The organism is Odoribacter laneus YIT 12061 (assembly GCF_000243215.1).
Lineage (GTDB): Bacteria > Bacteroidota > Bacteroidia > Bacteroidales > Marinifilaceae > Culturomica > Culturomica lanea.
In genome coordinates this window covers 395,872-414,178 of sequence record NZ_JH594596.1, presented here as the reverse complement: position 1 = coordinate 414,178, position 18,307 = coordinate 395,872, and the positions used below count along the sequence as shown (strand labels likewise).

The following is an 18,307-nucleotide window of genomic DNA, read 5'->3' as shown; positions in this document are numbered from 1 at the left end:
GACAAGATCCGGACATTCCCCGATATTTCTTAGCACCCTAACAGTTTCAACAAATACTGCCCATATTCGTTTTTAGTCATAGCAACTGCCGCTTTTCTCAATTGATCGGCATCAATCCACCCCTGCTTATAAGCAATTTCCTCCAGGCAAGCTATTTTCAACCCCTGCCGCTTTTCAATTACCTCAATAAAGGTAGAAGCCTCCGATAAGGAATCGTGAGTACCCGTATCCAGCCAGGCAAATCCACGTCCCAACACCTGAACCTTTAGTTCTCCGCTTTTCAAAAACGTTTGATTGACAGTCGTTATTTCCAACTCTCCCCGAGCAGAAGGCCGAACATTTTTGGCAACAGAAAGAACTTTATTGGGATAAAAATATAATCCGACTACGGCATAATTGGATTTCGGGACCGTCGGTTTTTCTTCAATACTCAAAACATTTCCCGACAAATCGAATTCAGCTACTCCATAGCGTTCCGGATCGTTCACATAATATCCGAATACAGTAGCTTTTTTCTCTTTTTCGGCAGTTTCTACTGCGTTCTTCAGCATTCGGGTAAACGATTGTCCATAAAATATATTATCTCCCAATACCAGGCATACGGAATCTTCCCCGATAAATTTTTCTCCAATCAGAAACGCCTGCGCCAATCCCTCCGGCCGAGCCTGCTCCGCATAGTCAAACCGGACTCCATACTCCGACCCATCTCCTAATAACCGACGAAAACCAGGCAAATCCTGAGGGGTAGAAATAATCAATATTTCCCGTATTCCCGCCAACATTAAAACCGAAATCGGGTAATAAATCATGGGCTTATCGTAAATCGGCAATAATTGTTTCGATACCCCCTTCGTAATGGGATATAAACGGGTGCCGGATCCTCCGGCTAAAACAATTCCCTTCATAATTTTATTTTCTTGTCTTTCATTCTTTCCAGACCAATGTTTGCCGACACGACAGCAGGTGAAAATAACGATTCAATACGCAAAAATACAAGCTCAAATGATTACACGGCTTTCTTTTCGAGTAAACCTACACTTTTATACATTATACACTTTGAGAATTTTCACTTCTTGAGGAGTCAGGAATCTCCATTTTCCGCGAGGTAAATTTTTCTTAGTAATCCCAGCAAAATATACCCGGTCCAACTTGACAATCTGGTAATTCAGATTCTCAAATATACGTCTTACAATCCGGTTCCGGCCCGAATGAATCTCTATCCCGACCTGCGTCCCGTCGGGAGAGGTATAATTAATTTCATCTGCTTTTATCAAGCCATCTTCCAATTCAATCCCCGCCGCAATTTTCTCCAAATCCTTCTCTTCCAGAGGCCGGTCTAAAAATACATGATAGATCTTTTTGTGCTCATATTTAGGATGAGTTAACTTTTTAGCCAACTCCCCGTCGTTTGTAAAAAGAAGCACTCCTGTGGTTTGCCTATCCAACCGGCCAATCGGATATATTCGTTCTTTACAAGCGTTCTCGACCAAATCCATTACCGTTTTACGTTCCAGAGGATCCTCCACTGTAGTCACATAATCTTTCGGCTTATTTAAAACCAAATATACTTTTTTCTCCGGAGTAATAATAGAATCATCCACTTCCACTTTATCCGTTCTCTTCACCTTTATTCCTACTGCTTCCACCACTTCCCCATTCACTTTCACTCTCCCGGCCACAATCAGGGCATCGGCATCCCGGCGAGAACATATCCCTCCCATCGAAATATAACGATTCAGGCGGATAAATACATTTTCATCCGCTTTCTTTTGTAAATGAGCCAGTTGTTTCTTTTTACTATAATGCTTTTTCCGAAGCTCCTCTTTTTTAGCTGCGCTGATCTCTTCCCGCTGTTCAAAGCGGGGATTATTGTCAAAGGAACCCGAACGCCGCCTTTCAGAAAAATCCGTCCGGTTTTCCTGTCTATACGTATTTTTCCGGAAAGGACGCGGGGATTCTGTTCTCCGGAATTCCTTCCTCTCCCTTCTATCGTCGCGCTTTTCAGGTCCTGTGTGCGTCTCTCTGCGGGCCTCCGGATTATAATAATCCTTTCTTATATACTCACGGCTCTCACGGTGCGTATTTTCCCCGATTCTCTCTCTTTTCCGGAATCTCGGAGCAGTTTCCCGGAATGCCTCTCTATTTTCAGCAGAATCACGCCTTTCACTGTTAAAACGTTCTTTTCCAAAACTCCTCCTTTCCCTCCTTTCACCGTCCTGACGTTCTCTCCTTTCATTATTGAAGTTTCTGTCGTAGCTCTCCTTACGAAAATTACGACCAACCGGTTTTCGACTTCCACCGTTTTCTTTTCTATTATAATTTCTTTCCATAATTCAATTTTAATCACGCTCCGATATATGCACCATTCCCATCCCCACGGTATTTTATCTTTATATTTTTGTCATTTCTTATTTTGAAGGTATAGCTCCGGAAACGCATAAAGAACAAAAATCTGTTCACTCCTCCTTTTATCACACATTTTTATTCCCAAATCTCCGAATAATTCACTTATTTTTCTGTCTATCATTTAGGAGCCGTCCTGTATACAAACAAAGCAATTACCGTAAACAATATATTCGGCAGCCACACAGATAATAACGGATTCATATTTCCATTTGTTGCAAAAACAGTTGAAAATTGCATAAATAAGATATAGGAAAAACTGAGTAATAACCCCAATCCCAAATGCAGCCCCATCCCTCCTCTGATCTTACGGGAAGAAATACAGGCTCCTATAATGGTCAGAATAAAGGTAGCGAAAGCACTGGACCAAACCTTGTATTTCTCGATCTGGAATTCCGTAACATTGGAACTTCCCCTCAACCGCATGCGTTCGATATACTCGTTCAACTCCGGTAAGGTCAATTGCTCCTTAATTTTACTGGGATCTTCCGAAAATTCAGAAGGCATAAAATTCAATAAAGTATCCAATTCGCGACCCGTAGTATATATTTCTTTATCCCCTTCCAATTCTCTCAATTTCCAGTTATTAATTACCCATTTTCCCTTTTTTTCATCCCAGTTGATGCGGGTGGAGGTCAGTTTACTCACCAAGGTATCCCCCTGAAAGTTCTCCAAAGAAAAGTCATATCCTATATTGGAAGCCACAGAATAATTGGACATATAAATATACACTCCGGGAGCTATCTGCCGGTGAATATTGGCTTCCCGGTTAGCGTATTTTTTACCCATATACTCTTTCTGAAACTGGATACGGGTCTGGTTGGCATTCGGAATGACAAAAGCGCTCAGGAAAAACGATAAAATAGCGATAATCGTCGCTGAAATCAAATAGGGTACCAAAAAACGATTGAAGCTGATGCCCGTACTTAAAATCGCAATAATTTCACTGTCATAAGCCATTTTGGAAGTAAAGAAAATGACAGAGATAAAAGTGAACAATGCAGAAAAAACATTCGCAAAATAAGGAATGAAATTCATATAATAATCAAATATAATAGCCCGCAAAGGAGCTTCGTATTCGATAAATTTTTCCAGACGTTCCGATACATCGAACACGACCACAATGCACAGAATCAGCGCCAGGGAAAAAAAGAATGTCCCTAAAAATTTCCGGATAATATATAAATCGAGTCTTTTCATAATACCTCTCACAGCAGTTTATCCATATCGAACCCTCTGGTTGCTGCCTTTTATCTTTCTGTTCTTATCTAGAATACTATTCGTTTAAGTTCAAGAGTTCAAAAGCGGAAGGATTTTCATGTCTCATTCCTAAACCTTCGGATTCTACTAAAGGTTAATCCGGAACGAAAGTTCCGTTAACGAGTGAAGCATTAATTCTCCATACGCCTCTAAACATCCAACCCCCTTTCCATCTCTTTACAAGCGTGTCGTTACTTTTCTGATCATCCGGTTTTTCCACTCCAGAAAATCGCCTTCCATTATATGTTTACGGGCTTCCCGTACGAGCCACAAATAAAAAGCCAGATTATGGATAGAGCAGATCTGCAATCCTAAAATCTCATTCGCTTTAATGAGATGACGCAGATAAGCTTTCGAATAATCCGCATCTACATAACATATTTCTGCCGGGTCGAGCGGAGAAAAATCCCTTTCCCATTTCTGGTTTTTTATATTGATAATCCCCTCCGTGGTAAACAACATTCCATTCCGCCCGTTCCGTGTCGGCATCACACAATCAAACATATCTACGCCCAAAGCAATGGCTTCCAGGATATTCTCAGGCGTCCCGACTCCCATCAGATAACGGGGTTTATCCTGAGGCAAAATCCGGTTGACCACCTCAATCATGGCATACATATCCTCTGCAGGCTCTCCCACAGCCAATCCGCCGATAGCATAACCGGCCCGGTTTAAAGCAACGGCATGTTCCGCCGATTTCTCCCTCAAATCTTTGTATACGCATCCCTGTACGATCGGGAACAAATTTTGTTCATAACCATACAAAGGCTCGGTAGCATCGATACGGGCTATACAACGTTCCAACCATCTCTGGGTCAATTCCAAAGACTTTTTCGCATATCCATATTCACTCGTACCGGGAGGACATTCATCGAAAGCCATAATAATATCCGATCCAATCTTCCGCTGAATATCCATCACTTTCTCCGGAGTAAATATATGTTTCGAACCGTCGATATGGGAGCGAAAGATTACTCCCTCTTCCGTGATCTTTCGATTTTCTGTAAGGGAAAATACCTGAAATCCTCCACTATCTGTCAGAATCGGTCTGTCCCAGGCATTAAACCGATGTAAACCGCCGGCAGCTTGCAAAACCTCAGTACCGGGTCTCAGATACAAATGATAGGTATTCCCCAGAATAATTTCTGCCCGGATATCCTCTTTTAATTCCCGCGCATGTACCGCTTTCACCGTTCCCACTGTCCCCACCGGCATAAAAATAGGAGTATGGATATCCCCATGGGCTGTTGTCAATACGCCACAACGCGCCTCACTGTTTTTATCTTTTGCTAATAGGGTATATTGCATGACCGGCAACCGAACAAACTTTAATTTTGCTAATTAATGAACTGCAAAGATATATATTTTTTAGAGATTACCGATTATTTGAAGGATTAACAAAAGCAGATAAAAGAAGCAGGAAAAGAAAGGAATGTTAACTTTGACAGGAAAAATCCTTTGAAAACAAAGTTTTTTTTTAAACCTTTGAGGCACGATTGAATTACCAAACAATTTTAAACGATGAAAAGAATATATCACATTTTAATTTTATTGATGCTGGTGAGTGCAGGGAACCAAACTATGGCCCAAACCAAACAATTAAGTCTGAACGATTTTTTTAAAGACGGTACATTCCGAAGCAAAGGAGTATATGGCATACGTTCCATGAACGACGGAGAACACTATACCGTGCTGGAAAACAGAGGTAAAAAAATAGTCAAATACAGTTACAAAACCGGACAAGCGGTCGCCACCTTGTTGGACCTGGAAACGATTGAAGGAAACGACAAAGTAAAGTATATATCAGATTATCAATTCAATGCTGATGAAAGTCGACTCCTGATCAGTACGAACATCACTCCTATTTATCGCCGTTCTTTTACTGCCGATTATTATATATTCGATTTTAAAAACAAAGAGTTAAATCCGCTTTCTGAAAACGGCAAACAACGTTTAGCTACTTTTTCTCCGGATGGACTGAGAATTGCCTTTATGCGGGACAATAATCTGTTTATCTACGATATCCGTTTTAAAACCGAACGTCAGATTACTTTCGACGGGAAATACAATCATATCATTAATGGGGCTCCTGACTGGGTATACGAAGAAGAATTTGCTTTTAACCGGGCTTTTGAATGGGCTCCCGACGGTTCTGCCATCGCTTTTATCCGGTTTGATGAAAGTCAGGTAAAAGAATTTCCGATGAATATGTTCGAAGGACAAGCACCGGCTATAAAAGAAAACGAAGTCTACCCCTCCGTTTACAGTTACAAATACCCGAAAGCCGGAGAAGCCAATTCGACCGTATCGGTTCATGTATACGACATTCAGGACAAGACCACCTTAAAAATGGATATCGGTGAAGAAACCGACCTTTATATTCCCCGTATCCGTTGGACCCAAGATCCGAAAAAGTTGGCGATTATCCGGCTCAACCGGTTGCAAAATAAGATGGAAGTGTTGCTGACCAACGCCCGTACCGGCGTTTCCAATGTTCTATACCGGGAAGAAAATAAATACTATATAGACGAAAGTAATTTCGACAATTTATTCTTTACAGCGGACGGGCAACATTTTATTATCACCAGTGAAAAAAGCGGGTATATGCACCTGTATTTGTACGACATGACGGGACACGAGAAAAAAGCGATTACTTCCGGACCTTACGACATTGCTGATTTTTACGGCTACGATCCGGTCCGGAAAACCTACTATTACTCTTCTTACGAGGAGTCTCCCCTGGAAAAGTACGTCTACGCTATAGACAGTAAAGGTAAAAAGAAAAAACTGACTCCGGAAAAAGGATGGAATGAAGTAAACTTCAGTAAAAATTACAATTATTACATCAATACGGTTTCTGATGCAGAAAATCCGCCCGTCATTCGGTTGTACAATGCCAAAGTAAAACCGGTAAGGGTATTGGAGGACAATCAACAACTCCAGGAAGTCATCCAAAATTATGCGATTTCTCCGAAAGAATTTATACAAATCCCGGCTGCCGATGGCAAAACGATGTTAAACGCCTGGATCATGAAACCGGTAAATTTTGATCCGAATAAAGCCTACCCTTTGCTCATTACCCAGTATAGCGGTCCGAATTCCCAACAGGTCAAGAACAGCTGGGGGGGTATCAACTGGTTGCACTATCTTACTCAGGAAGGTTATATCGTAGCCTGTATTGATCCCCGGGGGACAGCCGCCAGAGGGGAAGAATTCCGGAAATGTACGTATATGCAATTGGGAAAACTGGAAAGTGACGACATGATTGCCGCGGCTAAGTGGCTGGCAGAAAAACCTTACATCGACAGTAAAAAAGTCGGTATCTGGGGATGGAGTTACGGAGGATTCATGTCTTCTCTCTGCATTATGAAAGGAAATGACGTTTTCAGTACAGCTATTGCAATAGCCCCCGTCACCCATTACAAATTCTACGATTCCATTTATACGGAAAGATATATGCGTACTCCGCAGGAAAACGAAAAAGGTTATAATGAAAATGCCCCCCTCAACTGGGCCGGTCAATTAAAAGGTAACCTTCTGCTCTGCCACGGGACAGCCGACGACAATGTACACGTGCAAAACACCTATGAATTAGCCGAACGCCTGGTACAAGCCGGCAAGCAATTCGACATGGGCATTTACACCAATCGCAATCACAGCATCTACGGAGGCAATACGAGTCTGCAATTGTATACGAAATTCGTAAACTTTTTAAATAAAAATTTGAAATGATGTAAAGACGCTTAAACGTCTTTACCTTTTCACGTTTTTACATTTAAACATTCAATTAAAATCAAACAATATGAGCGAAACAATTAGAGATCTTCAACCAAAAGCAATCTGGGAGAATTTTTACAAATTGACCCAAGTACCGAGACCGTCCAATCACGAAGAAAAAGCCAGGGAATTTATGATGAACTGGGCCAAAGAAAACCAAATCGACGCGACTATAGATGAAGTAGGCAATATCATCATGAGAAAACCGGCTACTCCGGGTATGGAAAACCGCAAAGGAATTATTCTTCAGGGACATCTGGATATGGTTCCGCAGAAAAATGAAGATAAGGTTCACGATTTTACTAAAGATCCCATTGATGCCTATGTAGACGGAGAATGGGTACGGGCTAAAGGCACAACCCTGGGAGCCGATAACGGAATGGGCGTATCTGCAGGAATGGCTGTATTAACAGCTACCGATATTCCCCACGGACCGATCGAAGTTCTGATCACCGCTACGGAAGAAACCGGTATGGACGGTGCTAACGGCTTAAAACCCGGAGTACTGAAAGGAGATATTTTATTAAACCTGGATTCTGAAACAGAAGGAGAATTGTATGTAGGTTGCGCCGGTGGATTAGATTCTACGATAGAATTCGATTACAAAGAAGCCGCTGTACCTGCCGATAGCAAAGCTTTCAAACTGTCATTAAAAGGCCTCAAAGGCGGACATTCCGGTATGGATATCAATTTGGGACGCGGAAATTCCAATAAACTATTATTCCGCTTTTTAAAAGCCAATGCTAAAGCGTTAGACTTGAGAATGGCAGCTGTAAATGGAGGTAGTTTGCGCAACGCGATCCCGAGAGAATCCTTTGCACTGGTAACAGTTCCCAGCGAAAATGCCGGCCAGCTGCAAGCAAAAGTAGCCGAAGCTTCTGCTATTTATAAAGCCGAATTAATAGAAAAAGATCCGGACGTAAAACTGCTGGTAGAAGAAGCAGAACTTCCGGCTCGGGTGATGGATGCAGATTTACAGGAACGCCTGATCGACGCTATTATGGGTTGCCCCAACGGAACAGTGCGTATGATCGATTCTATGCCGGGAACTGTGGAAACCTCCAACAATCTGGCCATCGTAAAAACGACAGAAGATAAAATTGTCATCAATACCCTGATGCGTTCCTCTGTAGAAACAGCTAAGGATTATCTGGCTGATTCTCTGCAAGCCGTTTTCGAGCTGGCAAAAGCCGACCGGATTATTTTCGACGGCGCTTATCCGGGCTGGAAACCGAATCCCCATTCGGCAATTCTGAAATTGATGCAGGAAATTTACCAGAAAATGTATCACAAAGCACCGGAAATCATGGCGGTACATGCCGGTTTGGAATGCGGTATTCTGGGAGCTAAATACCCCAACTGGGATATGATCTCCTTTGGACCGACCATTTGCCATCCCCATTCTCCTGACGAAAAAGTAAACATCGCTTCCGTCGGGAAATTCTGGGATTATCTGAAAGAAGTCCTGAAAGAAGTTCCTGTAAAATAAAAGAACTTCACAACAAATAATGACTCCTGAAAACCATACGTTTTCAGGAGTCATCTGCTCTAAAATCCCCCGACAAAACAGTAAGGGATAATCAGCCTTTGTACTGCTTTCAAAATGCCCTCATCAATAAGTATAGGGCCAGTACCTTGCCAGCCAAAGCGACGTTACAAAAGAGAGACCCTGTAAATTTAAATCGGTCAACCCTCCGTATCGGCGGTTTAGGGAAGACCGACTTTACAAAATAGCAAACGGAGTTCTCAGCTCTCTCCCAAAATAAGGCGGAGGAGAACCCGGCAAAATAAAAAGCAGCTTGAATCTACACTTTCCGAAAAGGAATCCAGCCTTTTGAGGAGGATACAGTTAAAAAAACAAATGTCAAAAATTTTTTAACTTTATCTCAAGGATTTAACCATTTTCTCTTTTCTTTTTAGGCTTCTTTAACCACTATATTAAAAAATCATCGTATCTTTGTGGTGTATTAGTGAATAATTTTACAATGATCTTGAAAAAATTGACTTTACCGGAACTGCTGAAGAACAGTTGTTCCCAGTTTAAAAATAATTTATCTTTAAACTTTGTTCAGTCAGGAAACAGAACTTACCAGGATTTATACAAGGACGTCCTTTCTTTAGCCAATCATCTTTTAACATTAGGGATTCAAAAGGGCGATAAAGTAGCTATTTTAAGTGCGAATATGCCCAACTGGGGAATCACGCAGTTCGCCATTGCTCAGATCGGAGCGATATCCGTACCCATACTCCCCGGTTTCAGCAGCACAGAAATTCAGAATATATTGGAACATGCAGAAGTGAAAGTTATTTTCGTTTCGAAGCTGCTTTATAAACTGGTTGCTCCGATAAAAACGGATTTTCTGGAACATAAAATCCTGATGAATAACTTCGCTTCTATTCCGGAAGGATACGAAGCGGAAGCCATCGAAAAGCTGGAACCCGCAATTGCTTTAAATAACCAGACACCGCTTCCGGAAATAACGATCGAAGAAGAAGATACCGCTTCTATTATTTATACTTCTGGAACAACAGGATTTTCAAAAGGGGTAGAACTTACTCATAAAAATCTGGTATGGAATGCACGCCAATGCAGTACGATACAGCCTGTAGGAGAAAAAGACCGTTTTCTAAGTATATTGCCATTGGCCCATACTTACGAAAATACGTTAGGTTTATTGCTTCCTCTCTTGTTCGGAGCACAAATCTTTTATCTGGACCGGGTACCGACTCCCAAATTACTGGTGCCGGCTATGCAAAAAATCCGGCCGACGGTCATTCTTTCCGTACCGCTGGTAATTGAAAAAATATACAAAACCCAGATCGTTCCCCGCTTTAACTCCTCGGCAATGATGCGTACTCTTCATAAGTTCGCACCGACCCGGAAAATACTGAACCGTTTAGCCGGGAAAAAACTGATGAAAACCTTCGGAGGAGAACTGGTATTTTTCGGAATCGGAGGCTCTAAACTGGACCCTATTGTAGAACGGTTTTTGCACGAAGCGAAATTTCCTTACGCAATCGGTTATGGACTGACGGAAACAGCCCCCATGAGCGCCGGCAGTAATCCTTCTGCTACTTTTCTGCAGGGCGTAGGGCCCGTGATGGAAGGCGTAAGTATGAAAATTAACGAACCGGACCACAAAGGAGAAGGAGAAATCTGGATCAAAGGACCGCACGTCATGAAGGGATATTACAAGAAACCGGAATTAACCCAGGAAGTGATGACCCCAGACGGATGGTTTAAAACAGGAGATTTAGGATTTTTCGACACCAAAGGCCGCCTTTCTATACGGGGAAGGATTAAAACGATGATTTTAGGAGCTTCGGGAGAAAATATTTATCCGGAAGAAATTGAATCGATCATCAATAATTTCCGTTTCGTAAACGAGTCTTTAGTGGTAGAAAGTAAAGGAAAATTGGTCGCTATGGTTCATTTCAATATGGAAGAACTGGAAAAACAATACCAAAAACTAAAAACCCAGGCCGGAAATTACAAAGCTCATTTGAACGAAATGATCGAAGAACAGAAAAAAGAGCTCTTTGAATACGTAAACAGCCGGGTAAATAATTTCTCGAAATTACAGTTGGTGATGATTCAAAGCGAACCGTTTGAAAAAACGCCTACTCAAAAAATTAAACGGTTTTTGTACAATAATATTCAGGTGTAAAAGGGATGAACGGCGCTGTACACCCGCTTATGATCCGAACCCGAACCGCAGATTTATCCATCAGCGAGTGGTCAGAGGAAGGTTAATCAGGTATAGAGTGCCGTTCATCAGCAAAATGTTAATCGCTTCCGAAAGAAGCACTCACCTATTTCCTCATCTCACATAAAAATCCATCCGGCAAACGTCGTTCATATACATCCGGATCCGGGTATTTATTTGCAATCCTCTATGACGAAACGGATTTCCGCAAAAAAAGAAATCTCCGATTTTGATCATGTAATACTCGGAAGCTTTTGCAACAAAACGGTCTACAGAAACAGGCAATTCCGTTGAATTTCCTTCAAAAACCAACTGTTCATCGATTTGCAATGCATACCTTGTCGTTTCACCTGCATACTCAGATAACTCACTTATCGCAGCCGAATCGTCAAAAGAAGCAGATAAGCCGGAAGGCAATTTTAACTTTTGTAAATCCTGTTCCAGGGTATCTGCATAAAATCTCAGTCCCACTCCTACCGCATCATAGTACCGACGGGAGAAACGCTCCGAAATCCCTTTCCCCAATTTACAAGCCCGGAAAACAAGCTGAGGCACACAACTGAGTTCCTGTGTAAAAGCAGGGAAATAAAAATCATTGTTATTTCTCAACAAGGCATTGTCTCCGACGACTCCTACCGTCATCCTCCCTTCAGAATTATATTCTGCACAAAGAAGCTTCATAATCCGACTTAAAAATTAAAAGATCAATTCTTCTAAGGTACGCTTGGGCACATGATGCGTTCCTGCTGCATCCCGCCAGTATTTGTAATCCCCATCCCCGATCTCTTCCAGTACTATTTTCTCTACCGGTTTCCCCAAAGCAATCACATACATAATTTTCATATAATCGGGTAATTCCAAAATGGTACGTAGGACTTCATTTTTAAAGGCCTTTATGATACATCCGCCAAATCCTTTTTCCACAGCCCCTAGCAAAATGGTTTGTGCCTGAATACCGTCATCGCACAGACAATTCTCTTCGATACGGGTATCCAGCAACTGAATCAGATAAGCAACCGGTCTTTCCTCCTCTGCCGGTCCCGCCCATTCCTTCAAATAACCAGCCCAGGCCAACGTTTCAAATACCTTTGCTCCTTCGGCCTCTTCCGTCACCAACCTGTACTTTAATCCCTGAGCATTCCGGGCAGAAGCACAATAACGGGTCAGTTCCACCCATTCCGCCAAATCTGCCCGGGATAATCTTACACTGTGATCAAAACGGCGATAACTTCTGTTTTTTTGCAATAAATCCTTTAACATAAATGAATTTCAATTATAAATTTTAAATCGTAGCTTTGCTGAGCAAAATTAATAACAAAAAAAACAGTTTACTCACAAGAAACGGTTTTTTATCCGAAAAGATCAGATCGGAAGGCATAAATTCAAATCATCTATCAGGTATAAACTCGTATGACATCATTTATTCAACTGGTTGCTAAGGACCTTATTACAAAATATCAGTGTAACCTCAAAGACCTGACAGTCATTTTTCCCAATAAAAGAGCAGGGCTCTTCCTGGCGGAAGCCTTGTCGGAATTGGTGGATAAGCCCACCTGGATGCCCGAAATTTTTACACTTAATGAATTTATAGAATACCAGACCGGAATCAAAAAAGCAGAAAATATCACCCTTACGATCAAACTTTACAAAGCTTATCTCCAAGCTTCCGGAACAAACGAAAAATTTGAGGATTTCTATTTTTGGGGGAATTTGTTGTTGGAAGATTTCGACGATATCGACAAATATCTGGTAGACCCCAAAATACTCTTTTCCAATATCGTTTCCCTCAAAGAACTGGAATCCGGATTCTCTTACCTGACATCCGAGCAAATCGCTGTCATCCAAAGTTTTTGGAATAATTTTAATCCCGAAAAATACAGCAAAGAACAGGAAGAATTCCTAAAAATATGGAATAACCTGTACGCTACTTATGTTCATTTTAAAAGGCATCTTACTGCAGAAGGAATATGCTACGAAGGAATGGGTGAACGTCATTTTTACGAACATATCGAAGATTACTCCCAGGAACAACCGATTATTTTTGCCGGTTTCAATGCACTGAGTCCCTGTGAAAAACAGATTTTCACTTTTTATCACCTGAATCAAAAAGCCCGTTTCTACTGGGATTACGATATCTATTATTCTACCGAGGAATACCACGAAGCCGGCCGGTATATCCGGGAAGACCTGAAACTTTTTCCCAATGAACTGGGAAAAGAACATTTCAACAATTTTAAATACAGCAATAAACAAATTGAATATATTTCTGTTCCTTCCGCTATCGGACAAGCCAAATTGATTCCCCAATTACTGGAAAATTTGCCCGAAAAAGACAGTATTCGTACTGCCCTGGTTTTATGCGACGAACGCTTGCTCATACCGGTGATGCACTCTATCCCGGAAGACATCCGGAAAATAAATATTACTATGGGTTATCCCGCCCGTAATACCTCTGTCGGCGCCCTTATTTATATGCTGGGAGAACTGAAAAACTATACGAAAACAGAAGGAGAAGAAACCTATTATTATTATAAACCGGTTATCGCCCTGCTGAATCACAAATTACTCCGAAGCAGTTGTCCCGAAGATATAGATACAATCCTCGACGACTTCCGCCAAAAGAATATTATTTATATCCCTGCCAAATCGTTGTATTTTAATGCCGTTACCCAAGCTATATTTCAAGAACAAAACGAAAAAATACCGGATTATTTACTCCGCATCCTGAACTTATTGGCCCATACTTTCGATACGGAAAACGAAAAAAGTCAGGCGATCGAAAAAGAATTTATTTTTACGCTTTATCTCTGTATTCAAAATCTGAAAAATACTTTCGAGGAAGAACAAATCGAACCTGAAAATAAGCTCTATCTGCAGATCTTATACAAACTACTGGGATCCGTCAGCATTCCTTTTTCCGGGGAACCTTTAGAGGGCTTACAGATCATGGGATTACTCGAAACCCGTATGCTCGATTTTAAAAATCTGATTATTTTTTCTGCCAACGAAGGGACACTTCCCAAAACGAATATTCCCTCCTCTTTTATTCCGTATAATCTGCGGGTCGGTTTCCGTCTGCCCACTCCCGAACACCGGGAAGCTCTTTTTGCCTATAATTTTTATCGGCTTTTACAACGGGCACAAAATGTCAAAATTCTCTATACCTCGGTCATTCAAAACCTGAACGGAGGAGAGATGAGCCGATATCTCCATCAGATTAAATACGAATCCGGACTAGCTGTAAAAGAACAAAATTTCCAGAATCGTATTTCCCTGGAAGAAGAGAAAGAAATTCGTATTCCGAAAAATGAAAGTATACTGCAAATGCTGAAAGGGTATACTCTCTCGGAAGAAACAACTTTATCACCTTCTGCACTGAATGCCTATATCGATTGTCCGCTGAAATTTTATTTCAAATACGTAGCCGGCATCAAAGAAAAAGAAGAGATCGCCGAAGAACTGGACCACCGACTGCTGGGAAATATTTTCCACGAATCCGTACAATCCCTATACGCCACGGTAGGAGAACAGGAAATCAATACTCCTATTATCGATTCTCTTTTATCCAACTCTGCGCTTATAGAGGAACATATATACCGCTCCTATCTCCGTATTTACACTCAGCAAACCAGTAAACTCATTGATAGCGGGAGCAATGAACTGATTCTGGAAGTTATCAAAAAATATATCCGCAGAATGTTTCAATACGACAAAACGCTTTGCCCTTTCCGCATCATCTCGATGGAAAAAAAATACAGTATCCCCGTCCCTATCCGGACTCCCTCGGGCACTTTTCCCCTATTTATCGGCGGCATCATCGACCGGGTAGACCAGATCGGCAACACCGTAAGAGTAATCGATTATAAAACCGGAGCCGATAATACCAATTGTAAAAACATCGGTTCCCTATTCGACTCCTCCAATCCCCTCCGCAATAAAGCAGCCTTCCAAACGATGCTTTACTGCCTTATGTTTGAACATTCTCATCCGGAAACGTCTGTCCTTATACCTGGAATTTACAGTATAAAACTCCTTTTCGGAAACGATTATGATTACAAATTAAAATGTAATAATACTTCTATTACTGATTTCAACGCTTACAAAGAGGAATTTTCCCTCCATCTGTCTGATTTGCTAAGCCGTCTTTTCTCTCCGGAACAACCCTTTACACAAGCTCCCAGTGAAAAAAAATGCCGGACTTGTCAATATTCCGGCATTTGTAGAAAATAAAAATGATCGTATATGCCCTTCAGGCTGGAAAAACTGCTCCTCCGTCAAAAGTAAACTTTTGACTCGCCACCGAGCTATTCTGCATCTTAAATTAATCAGACTGCGTTCTTTTTACTCCTCACCTCCTGGCCAAGGAACAGCCGGGTCCTGAGGACATAATCCCGAATCCCAGATTGCTGTCCAGTTTTTAAGTTCCAGCTGAGCATTGATCTGTTCAAGTTCATCAATGACTATGGGAACTTCCACATAATCCGGCGGATAGATAGACGTAGAAGTCGTAACGCCACGTAATACGATTATGCCGGTACTTTTACCCGTTCTGTCCATTAAAGTACTGAATGCCATATTCAAGTATTCTCCGGCATTATATCCAGAACTACCGCCTACAAGATAATCTTTGGTCGACGATAAATATACATATTCCAAATTGGAAAGGTCGCTGAAGTCAATATTATTGATCCGGGTATTTTCCAAACTGATCTCTTTGATATTACCACAATTAAGAATGCTAACACCCGTTCCGTTTAAATCACTTAACGAATAAGCCGGTTCGGCACTAACAGGCCATTGGGCAAAAGGGATATCTTCCATAGGCCATTCGGCGATGGGACCCTCTATCAGGTAGATATTGTCGACGGAAGTACCTAAAACTGTCGTCTGCAAGGGACCGCTCACTTCTTCCGGCTTATAAATAAACCGGCTTGTTGCCAAAACTTCCAGGTTATCACAATTTTCTACCGTTACTCTGGAATCGAGTGTGCCTACAAGATAGAGCTCTTTCAGATTATCGTAACCCGTAAAGTCAAAATCATGACTCGTAAAATTCTCACCTCCGATTATCCGAATATACCACAAAGCCTTATTCAGTAACTTAATATCAAAATTGTCAGCTCCCTCCCCATTAGTTAAGTCGAATTTGGTTAAGGCCGTACTTTCAGTCGGAATTTGCTGTCCCCGTTCCAAAATTTCAGCGATAATGATTCGGTGCTTTTTGTTTTCTGCAAAAGTATGAGTTGCAGTGAATTTATATACCGTCGTCGTATCTGTAGGCAAATAGAAATTGGTAGCCTCTTTAGCCTCTTTATCCCAGATAACCGCTGTATTTTTAGTCGTCGTTAAAGTAAATTTTGGTGTAGTCCCCGTATAATCGAATTCGATCAAATTCAAATACCTATCTTCCGGCACTAATTCTCCCAGTGTAGATCCGTATAATTTTTGAATAAATTCTTTATCTTGAATAGATAATTCAGTTTTATAATCTTCTGCAAATTCGATAAGCGGAATATTCTGGGCAATCATTTCATAGAAAGGCCACGTCATTACCGATTCTGGATCGTAAGAGTCTGTTTTGGATATTAAAAAAGTTTGATCCTGAAGCGGATTCAGTACTATTTTCTTTAGCTCTCCCCAACTTATATAATCGCCTAACTCACTTTCCCAGTAATCTCGTATACTTGTTTCATCTATATTACCGTTTTCATCAGTAATCCAGCCCGGAGTGAAATTCGGATGACGAAATTCCAGTTCCAAACCCAAAACCTGACCGAAAGCCCTCAGAACGTCGCTGCGTTTTAGTTCGTCGGAAGCACGACGCCACTGTGCAAAATGAACTGTCGGCTCCGTCTGTTGATTATATACCTGCAAATGGTCGGTTCCCGTTAAAGCCCAACTCGACATCATCCCGGGAACATAATCAAAACCGATACGAATCAAGGCATTCTCATTATCTTTAACAAAATAAAATCGCACTCCCGCAACCTTTTCCCATTCTTTTACGACTTCCTCAATAAACTCCCGGTAACGTTCCGTACCATTCAGAAACTTAACTGTAAGATTTTCCTCTGCCATCGGTTTACTCCAAATTTTCAGGGTATTCGCCACACCACGCGTTCCCGGAGCAGGATTTTCCAACAAAGCCGCCCCGTAAAAATGAGGCACAAAAAGGGTATTTTCGTCATCTGGCTGATCCGGTTTTAACATCTCGTCATTGCTACAACCACAAAGTACGAATAATACCACTGATAAGAATAATAGTTTTTTCATAACCTTGTTTTTAAATAGTTAATTTGATTTTATATCTGCACAAACGCATTCTTCATTTAATGTCCATCGAGCATCACAGGCGGGTGATGAACCCAACCGTTTCTTTTAATACTAAACGGAAGTCGGACTGAGGTTCCCTTGCCGGGACGTCCTTCGTCACTGTCCGTCTGAAGGAATTTCTCGAAACTGTAACCTTCGCCGGAAAGTTCAAGGATTCGTTTTACCAACAATTCACGACTGATCGCATTAAAGTATAAATAGTCTCTCGATGAACGCATCACACTTTCATATTCCGATCTCCAAACGCCACTAGCATAATAATATCCCCCTTCATAAACTCCTACATAAGGATAACGAGAGTGACCAATCAAATGAGACCAATATACCGATGTCGGATCATCTGTCAAAGAAACGTTTAAACTTAGACCTTTCTCATGATCTAACTTTAACCTATTTTTCTTACTATCAGAGATTTCTTGCCAATCATCACTTAGATAATTTATATATTCGTCAGCAAGTAAACCAAAGCCATGACCTACAGATTCATGAAGAACTGTACTTTTTAGATATCCACGACCCCCAATAGAATAACCGGAAAAAGAGTAATTCGGCTCAATAATACCTGATCCCTTTAAAAAAGTTAGACCTACGTTATTATTATTCATTATTATCGAAGGATAAGGTATTACCCCGCGAGGAACAGCGGTATACACATAATCAGGTATAAGGTTCAACCGATTGCTGATACCATTCGTTTTATCCAATACCGTTCCAAGAGCTACCTGGCTCGGGTCATCCCCAATACAAGCTCTACGCGAAACGGCATAAACCATATGGACGTTAAAGTAATCACGGTAGGTTTTCGTCGGTTCGATCGAAAAGAACGA

The 18,307-nt window shown here is 41.4% G+C and carries 11 protein-coding genes and 1 pseudogene; 4 read left to right on the top strand and 8 right to left on the bottom strand.

Annotated features, from left to right (window positions below):
* Window positions 1-29: 29 nt before the first annotated feature.
* The 4 genes from rfbA to tgt form a co-directional block, all read right to left on the bottom strand.
* Entirely contained in the window at window positions 30-905 is an 876-nt protein-coding gene (gene rfbA, locus HMPREF9449_RS01700; protein WP_009135496.1) for a glucose-1-phosphate thymidylyltransferase RfbA, read from the bottom strand.
* A 135-nt stretch (window positions 906-1,040) separates the two neighbouring features.
* Entirely contained in the window at window positions 1,041-2,330 is a 1,290-nt protein-coding gene (locus HMPREF9449_RS01695) for a pseudouridine synthase (protein ID WP_009135495.1), read from the bottom strand.
* Between the two features lie 193 nt (window positions 2,331-2,523).
* Entirely contained in the window at window positions 2,524-3,603 is a 1,080-nt protein-coding gene (locus HMPREF9449_RS01690) for an LptF/LptG family permease (RefSeq protein WP_009135494.1), read from the bottom strand.
* A gap of 237 nt (window positions 3,604-3,840) precedes the next feature.
* Entirely contained in the window at window positions 3,841-4,971 is a 1,131-nt protein-coding gene (tgt, locus tag HMPREF9449_RS01685) for a tRNA guanosine(34) transglycosylase Tgt (RefSeq protein ID WP_009135493.1), read from the bottom strand.
* 213 nt (window positions 4,972-5,184) lie between these two features.
* On the opposite strand from tgt, the gene HMPREF9449_RS01680 reads away from it, so the two are divergent.
* From HMPREF9449_RS01680 to HMPREF9449_RS01670, 3 genes are all read left to right on the top strand, one after another.
* Window positions 5,185-7,395 carry a S9 family peptidase gene (locus HMPREF9449_RS01680; RefSeq protein ID WP_040611162.1) on the top strand — a complete coding sequence of 737 codons (2,211 nt, stop codon included), beginning with the start codon at window positions 5,185-5,187 and terminating at the stop codon, window positions 7,393-7,395.
* Window positions 7,396-7,465: 70 nt separating this feature from the next.
* Window positions 7,466-8,929, top strand: coding sequence for an aminoacyl-histidine dipeptidase (locus HMPREF9449_RS01675; protein WP_009135491.1), 1,464 nt, complete (start codon window positions 7,466-7,468; stop codon window positions 8,927-8,929).
* 496 nt (window positions 8,930-9,425) lie between these two features.
* The gene (locus HMPREF9449_RS01670; RefSeq protein ID WP_009135490.1) at window positions 9,426-11,108 is read left to right on the top strand and encodes an AMP-binding protein; all 1,683 of its coding nucleotides are present in this window, start codon (window positions 9,426-9,428) and stop codon (window positions 11,106-11,108) included.
* Window positions 11,109-11,261: 153 nt separating this feature from the next.
* Here HMPREF9449_RS01670 and HMPREF9449_RS01665 read toward each other — a convergent pair whose 3' ends face one another.
* Entirely contained in the window at window positions 11,262-11,828 is a 567-nt protein-coding gene (locus HMPREF9449_RS01665) for a hypothetical protein (RefSeq protein WP_009135489.1), read from the bottom strand.
* A gap of 15 nt (window positions 11,829-11,843) precedes the next feature.
* Window positions 11,844-12,407 carry a nitroreductase family protein gene (locus HMPREF9449_RS01660; RefSeq protein WP_009135488.1) on the bottom strand — a complete coding sequence of 188 codons (564 nt, stop codon included), beginning with the start codon at window positions 12,405-12,407 and terminating at the stop codon, window positions 11,844-11,846.
* Between the two features lie 150 nt (window positions 12,408-12,557).
* On the opposite strand from HMPREF9449_RS01660, the gene HMPREF9449_RS01655 reads away from it, so the two are divergent.
* Window positions 12,558-15,377: a PD-(D/E)XK nuclease family protein gene (locus tag HMPREF9449_RS01655; protein ID WP_009135487.1), complete on the top strand. Its 2,820-nt coding sequence runs from the start codon at window positions 12,558-12,560 to the stop codon at window positions 15,375-15,377.
* Between the two features lie 111 nt (window positions 15,378-15,488).
* Here HMPREF9449_RS01655 and HMPREF9449_RS01650 read toward each other — a convergent pair whose 3' ends face one another.
* Window positions 15,489-17,420, bottom strand: a complete 1,932-nt coding sequence (locus tag HMPREF9449_RS01650; protein WP_009135486.1) for a zinc metalloprotease — start codon at window positions 17,418-17,420, stop codon at window positions 15,489-15,491.
* A 56-nt stretch (window positions 17,421-17,476) separates the two neighbouring features.
* Window positions 17,477-18,307, bottom strand: a pseudogene (locus HMPREF9449_RS01645) (hypothetical protein); the annotation flags it as partial.

Bases quoted from the DNA above. Each gene is read 5' to 3' on its own strand.
- HMPREF9449_RS01680 (WP_040611162.1), top strand. From the start codon at position 5,185: ATGAAAAGAATATATCACATTTTAATTTTATTGATGCTGGTGAGTGCA.
- HMPREF9449_RS01675 (WP_009135491.1), top strand. From the start codon at position 7,466: ATGAGCGAAACAATTAGAGATCTTCAACCAAAAGCAATCTGGGAGAAT.
- HMPREF9449_RS01650 (WP_009135486.1), bottom strand. From the start codon at position 17,420: ATGAAAAAACTATTATTCTTATCAGTGGTATTATTCGTACTTTGTGGT.
- rfbA (WP_009135496.1), bottom strand. From the start codon at position 905: ATGAAGGGAATTGTTTTAGCCGGAGGATCCGGCACCCGTTTATATCCC.
- HMPREF9449_RS01670 (WP_009135490.1), top strand. From the start codon at position 9,426: ATGATCTTGAAAAAATTGACTTTACCGGAACTGCTGAAGAACAGTTGT.
- HMPREF9449_RS01690 (WP_009135494.1), bottom strand. From the start codon at position 3,603: ATGAAAAGACTCGATTTATATATTATCCGGAAATTTTTAGGGACATTC.
- tgt (WP_009135493.1), bottom strand. From the start codon at position 4,971: ATGCAATATACCCTATTAGCAAAAGATAAAAACAGTGAGGCGCGTTGT.
- HMPREF9449_RS01660 (WP_009135488.1), bottom strand. From the start codon at position 12,407: ATGTTAAAGGATTTATTGCAAAAAAACAGAAGTTATCGCCGTTTTGAT.
- HMPREF9449_RS01665 (WP_009135489.1), bottom strand. From the start codon at position 11,828: ATGAAGCTTCTTTGTGCAGAATATAATTCTGAAGGGAGGATGACGGTA.
- HMPREF9449_RS01695 (WP_009135495.1), bottom strand. From the start codon at position 2,330: ATGGAAAGAAATTATAATAGAAAAGAAAACGGTGGAAGTCGAAAACCG.
- HMPREF9449_RS01655 (WP_009135487.1), top strand. From the start codon at position 12,558: ATGACATCATTTATTCAACTGGTTGCTAAGGACCTTATTACAAAATAT.